Source organism: Alkalimonas cellulosilytica (genome assembly GCF_036325985.1).
In the GTDB taxonomy this organism is placed as follows: domain Bacteria; phylum Pseudomonadota; class Gammaproteobacteria; order Enterobacterales; family Alteromonadaceae; genus Alkalimonas; species Alkalimonas cellulosilytica.
This window is the reverse complement of sequence record NZ_JAUHLI010000065.1, coordinates 1-370: the sequence shown is the minus strand read 5'-3', so window position 1 is coordinate 370 and position 370 is coordinate 1. Positions and strand designations below refer to the sequence as shown.

The 370-nt window shown below is 53.2% G+C and carries 1 protein-coding gene; it reads right to left on the bottom strand.

Annotation, left to right across the window (positions count from 1 at the left end; all coding sequences use genetic code 11):
• The coding region (gene umuD, locus QWY20_RS18565; protein WP_330130461.1) for a translesion error-prone DNA polymerase V autoproteolytic subunit at positions 1-360 on the bottom strand (360 nt) is incomplete at its 3' end.
• Positions 361-370 lie beyond the last annotated feature (10 nt).

Below are 370 nucleotides of genomic sequence, written 5' to 3'. Positions count from 1 at the left end.
ACGAATGGGCTGATAGGCTGGATTTTTGGGATTTAACTGCAGGTAGGGTTTGGTGCACAGCTCTTTGACCGTGAACTCGCCACTGACTTCTGCCACTACAATGTCACCATGCACGGCATCGATGGAGCGGTCGACCACCAACACATCGTTGGAATGAATGCCGGCATCAATCATTGAGTCGCCCTCTACACGAACGAAGAAGGTCGCGTTCGGGTGCTGAATGCACAGTTCATTCAAATCCAGCGTGCGCTCGACATAGTCCTGAGCCGGGGAGGGGAAGCCTGCCGGTACTTTTTGCAAGAATAGCGGTATCACTAGGCGGGTGCCCACACTGGCTTCAGCCAGATAAGTGGCAGTCATGATTCTCTCT